Here is a 4,318-nt window from a genome sequence, read left to right as displayed (position 1 = left end):
AGTATCCCGAGGCGCACGGCTACGCACCGCTTCGCGCCTACGCTCAACCAATCTTCTCCGGTCAGCGCTTCATCCCGGTCGACTCCGAGTTCGAACGGTCGGTCCTTCGCGAGCTGTTCAAGGCCCGCCGGCTACTGGACGCCGGGGGAGTGGATCTCGCGATCGAGAAGCCCGTCTTTGACCGCCTCACGACCCAGGGCTCATGCCGACCCGACTTCCTCCTCGAGGCACGCTCGCGCCTGACTGGCGAGATCAAACAGCTCGTGGTCGAAGCGATGGGCTTCAGCGACGACGACTACCTGACGTCCAAGGCGACGACGCATCCGCGTATGCGGCTCCTTGGACCACTCCTGACGATCGAGCCCACGGATGTCGAGAAGGACCGCGTGGGCGATCTGATCGCGAGTGCTCTCGATCTCTGAGGCTCAGTTCCAGCTCAGGCTCATGCCGAACGAGACCACGATCCCGAGCGTCACAGGGGTCGACAGAAGGTAGAGCTTCTGCCAGCGCCACCAGGTCTTCGGCAGGAACAGCACGGCGCCACGCACGGACCGCATCTCCTCCCAGGACCGCTCGCGATACAGACGGATTCCGGCGACCGAGACGGAGAGGACCATCGCGATCGCGCAGCACAGCCCCGTGGCGGTGTAGAGTGCTATCCAGTTGATCAACTCGACTTGGGTCAGGTGCGCCATGATCAGCCTCGTAGCCCGCCTCGGGTGATTAATGTCTCCGACCCTTGGCCGGTTCCGAACGGACCCTATCTGTTTACAACAGCATGGTGAGGATATGCTTAACCCCCCACCGCAACGAAAGTGACGCAAGTTCCTCGCATACCGCAAGCTAATGGTCGATAAACGGCTTCGCACGTCCTGCCGATCGGATCGCCGACCCACGTCCGCACGCCGAGCTGCCGAGGCGGTTTGTTGATGAACCCCGGCGTCGTCGTCCTCGTCATCATCTTCGAGGGCGTTCGGAAGGTCACGCTCCACGCGACCGAAGCGCAGGCGTGGCGGCAGCTGATGGAGTTCGTAGACCGACGCTGGGAACGCCGGTTCGGCCGAGCCCCCTCCCCTATCGAGCCCGAGGCGCGCGCGGACCAGTTCTTCCGCAACAACAGCGACGATCTCTACGCCATCATCGACGCCGACCTTTCCGAGCTGCAGGAGGCGCTCAGCTGACGCCGTTCTTCGCTTGGCCTGACGCACCATCCCGTCGTACAATCTAGGCGAGCGGGAGCCTCCTATGTTCGAGTGCCTTATCTTGGGCGACAGCACCGGCGTCGGTGCCGGTCAGGCGATCAACCGGCGCTATGCCCAGCAATGCGACGTGCAGGCCGTCGAGCGTGCTACAGCGGCGCAGATCCTCACCTGGAGGAAAACGGGCAAAGACTATGGCGCCTGTGTTTTCGCCATGGGATCAAACGACCCGGCCGGCGCCGCCCTCGCGACCAAACTCACGAAGATCCGCACCAGCCTCTGCTTTCGCCGAGTCATTTGGCTGCTGCCTTATGCAAGACCCCAGGCTTATACTGTCAGCTCGGTTGCCGCTCGCTTCGGGGACGAGACGGTCGACTTGAACCGTTTTGAGACGCGGGACCGGATACATCCGCGCAACTATTCGCAAGTAGCATCGGTTCTTCTGCGCTGAGCGCAGAATCATAAAAGAGGTGAGAGGGATCGAGAGGATCGGGCAAGCGGGAGTTGCGTCCCGCGGCCCCTGCCCTCACCCGCCGAGGCTCCGGTCCCGGCGCAGCTCGCAGGAGCTTGCGATGTCGCTACACCTCTTGATGATCACCTTCGGCGACAAAGACGAACTGTCGGTCCACCCGGACCACGGCTCCGCATGGGCGGCGCTGCTGGGGTTCGTGGACGATCGCTGGTCAGCCTTGCTCGGAAGCACAGAGGCACCCGATGACGAGAACGCGCGCGTCGACGCCTTCTTCGCACTTCCGGACGCCTTCTACCTGATCGGCGAAGTGGTGGCGTCGCTGCCCGCCGCCTAGCGTTCCTCTCCCTCAGCCAGGTCCATCAGCTTCTCGATGGCCTGCCAGTAAGGCAGCCGCTCCCGGTCGCAGTATTCGACGAAGCGCCCCATCACGCTCACCGGGCCTTTGACGCTGACCTGGTGGAGCTGCTCGCCCGCATAAGCCGACTTCTGCCGGCGCGGCAATGCCGCAGGCGCGGACGGCTTGGAGAACCCGTGTTCGCGCCCGATGTCATCTACCGCAGCCGCGTCTCGGCGCTGATCCGTTCGGCTGCGTTCAGCCCGGGTGTTCGGCCGGATGTCCGAGAGATCGTCCAGCCCAAGTTTGATGCCGTTGCTCATGCCGTCTGCTCCACGACAGCGTTCTGCCGTCTGATTTCCGTCACGACCTCCTGCACGAAGGCGGTGGCATTGATGCGCGCCTTGTCCAGCCCGGTCGCCTGATCGTCGCCGAGGCTCCAGAGCGAGCGGTAGTGTGTGAACATCGCGCGAAACCCCGCGCGATCGTTCAGAGCGGTCTCGAAGGTCGGGATACCCGCGCCCCGAAACTGCGACCTGATTTCCTTCTCGTCGCGCGTCGCGATCGCAGGGTTCACGCGCGTAAACAGCATGCGATACGGGATCTCGCGGCGAAGCGCCCTCCCCTCATCCACCACCAGCTTGATCGCCCGGCTCGCCTGTCGTGCGTCGACCGGCGACGCCTGCAGCGGGATGATGACCAAGTCGGTCCGCGAAATCGCGCGAGACATGGCCAAGTTCGCGGTTCCTTCCAGATCGACGATGACGAACTGGCTGGAGGCTGCCGCCTCCTCGATCTCGTCGATGATCGCGTTGTCTGACGGGAGTGTCCGGCACTCGAATCCAGGATCAGACGTCTCGCTCGCCCACGTCTCAAGCGTTCGGTTCGGGTCGCCGTCGATGACAGTCACCGAGGCCCCGGCTTGGCTGAGACCGCTGGCGAGCACCAACGCCGACGTGCTCTTACCTACCCCGCCCTTGGGGCTTGCAAAGCTGATTACTGGCATGCTCCAGCCTTCCTCGTCATCGCTGCGCTACACTGGCGCAGCCTTCACACGACAGGCGGGGAGATTGCCCGCCCTGACTACGCCATGCCAGACCACACATCGCTTGGCAACGCTATACATGGCAGGGCATGGATAGGATACGCTACTAAGGCGTACTAAATGCTACGCAGGGCTATGCCACCCCAGCCACCGCATGGCAGCGCTACGCTAGAATATGGTAGCCACCGCTATGCACCGCTCGGGCATGCCGAGCATTCCGAGCGGTTCAGCTGCGATGCTTAGGCCTTCTCTTGGTACCATAGTCTACCACTGGCCGGAGCGAGGGGAGGGGGTGCAGAATAGCGAAGGAGCAGAAAAGATGCCCTATACCGCATTGAAACCAAGCCAGGAACTCGTCGACATCGTCGGCTCGCTCGGTGGAGTTTGGCACGGCTATGTTGCGACATGCCGATGCCCAGCCCACGTCGATCGGACCCCGAGCCTGTCGCTACGCCAGGGAGATCGCGGCATCCTCGTGACGTGCTTTGCGGGCTGCGAGGCAGAGGACGTCCTGCGCGAGATTCGTCGCATCCCGGTGACGAGGCGTTTCGAGCCCCCGAAGGCCGACATACGCCGCGGAACCGGGAACGTCGAACGTCTCTGGGAACAGGCCCGCGACGTCATGCAGACGCTCGGCGAGCGCTACTTGCAGCGACGCCACATCGTCGCAGGATCGGCCGATCTCCGCTTCCATCCGCGATGCCCGCTCGGACCCAAGGGACGTACCGTTTTCAAGCCCGCCCTATTGGTCGGCGTGAGGGAGGGACATCGGCTCGTCGCCTTCCAGCGCATCTTCCTCGACCCGGCAACCGCGGACTACGAGTGCAAGGTCATGCTTGGACAACCGGGGCAGGGGGCGTGGCAGGGACGACCGCTGCAAGGTGACACGCTCGCGATCGCGGAGGGGTTCGAGACGGCCGCGGCCTTCACGATCCTGCATGGCGTGCCCTGCTGGGCGACCCTCGGCGCTCGACGGTTCGATCATCTCGGCCTGCCGTCGGCGCTCGCCAATCTTCTACTCGCACAGGATAACGATCCGGAGGGCGAAGCCGCTGCCGTACGCGCAGAGGCTCACTATGCACGTCCCCGGCTCAACATCCGGCGAGCGCCACCACCAGGGCGCATCAAGGACTGGGCGATCGTCCTCGATCGCGAGCAGGAAAGGGGAGGGGGGTCGAGTGGATGATGCTGCCGTTTGGGCGGCCGATCCAGGAGACCCCCATGACCGACCTATTCTCGACGGCCGAGAACGCCGACCGAAGCGCCGC

Annotated in this window: 7 protein-coding genes and 1 pseudogene; 5 read left to right on the top strand and 3 right to left on the bottom strand. The window is 63.9% G+C overall.

The window, feature by feature from the left end:
• A pseudogene (locus K2X24_RS06935) lies at positions 1–422 on the top strand (hypothetical protein); the annotation flags it as partial.
• A 3-nt stretch (positions 423–425) separates the two neighbouring features.
• Here K2X24_RS06935 and K2X24_RS06930 read toward each other — a convergent pair.
• Positions 426–695, bottom strand: coding sequence for a hypothetical protein (locus K2X24_RS06930; protein WP_054362420.1), 270 nt, complete (start codon positions 693–695; stop codon positions 426–428).
• Positions 696–929: 234 nt separating this feature from the next.
• Between K2X24_RS06930 and K2X24_RS06925 the strand changes: the two genes are divergently transcribed.
• The 3 genes from K2X24_RS06925 to K2X24_RS06915 all read left to right on the top strand — a co-directional run bounded on the left by K2X24_RS06925 (position 930) and on the right by K2X24_RS06915 (position 2,005).
• Positions 930–1,181 carry a hypothetical protein gene (locus K2X24_RS06925; protein ID WP_058539788.1) on the top strand — a complete coding sequence of 84 codons (252 nt, stop codon included), beginning with the start codon at positions 930–932 and terminating at the stop codon, positions 1,179–1,181.
• A gap of 82 nt (positions 1,182–1,263) precedes the next feature.
• Positions 1,264–1,650, top strand: a complete 387-nt coding sequence (locus K2X24_RS06920; RefSeq protein ID WP_200912148.1) for a hypothetical protein — start codon at positions 1,264–1,266, stop codon at positions 1,648–1,650.
• A gap of 121 nt (positions 1,651–1,771) precedes the next feature.
• The gene (locus tag K2X24_RS06915) at positions 1,772–2,005 is read left to right on the top strand and encodes a hypothetical protein (protein ID WP_054362423.1); all 234 of its coding nucleotides are present in this window, start codon (positions 1,772–1,774) and stop codon (positions 2,003–2,005) included.
• On the opposite strand, the gene K2X24_RS06910 is transcribed toward K2X24_RS06915, so the two are convergent.
• Positions 2,002–2,328, bottom strand: a complete 327-nt coding sequence (locus K2X24_RS06910) for a hypothetical protein (protein WP_054362424.1) — start codon at positions 2,326–2,328, stop codon at positions 2,002–2,004. The two genes, K2X24_RS06915 and K2X24_RS06910, sit on opposite strands and share 4 nt — an antisense overlap.
• Entirely contained in the window at positions 2,325–3,011 is a 687-nt protein-coding gene (locus tag K2X24_RS06905; protein WP_054362425.1) for a ParA family protein, read from the bottom strand. The genes K2X24_RS06910 and K2X24_RS06905 overlap by 4 nt, the downstream gene beginning before the upstream one ends.
• 358 nt (positions 3,012–3,369) lie before the next feature.
• Here K2X24_RS06905 and K2X24_RS06900 point away from each other — a divergent pair, with 358 nt between their 5' ends.
• Positions 3,370–4,236 (top strand): toprim domain-containing protein, encoded by an 867-nt coding sequence (locus K2X24_RS06900; protein ID WP_292496087.1) that lies wholly within the window; start codon positions 3,370–3,372, stop codon positions 4,234–4,236.
• Positions 4,237–4,318 lie beyond the last annotated feature (82 nt).

Source organism: Methylobacterium sp., assembly GCF_019750675.1.
Lineage (GTDB): Bacteria > Pseudomonadota > Alphaproteobacteria > Rhizobiales > Beijerinckiaceae > Methylobacterium.
This window is presented reverse-complemented; position numbering and strand designations above follow the sequence as displayed.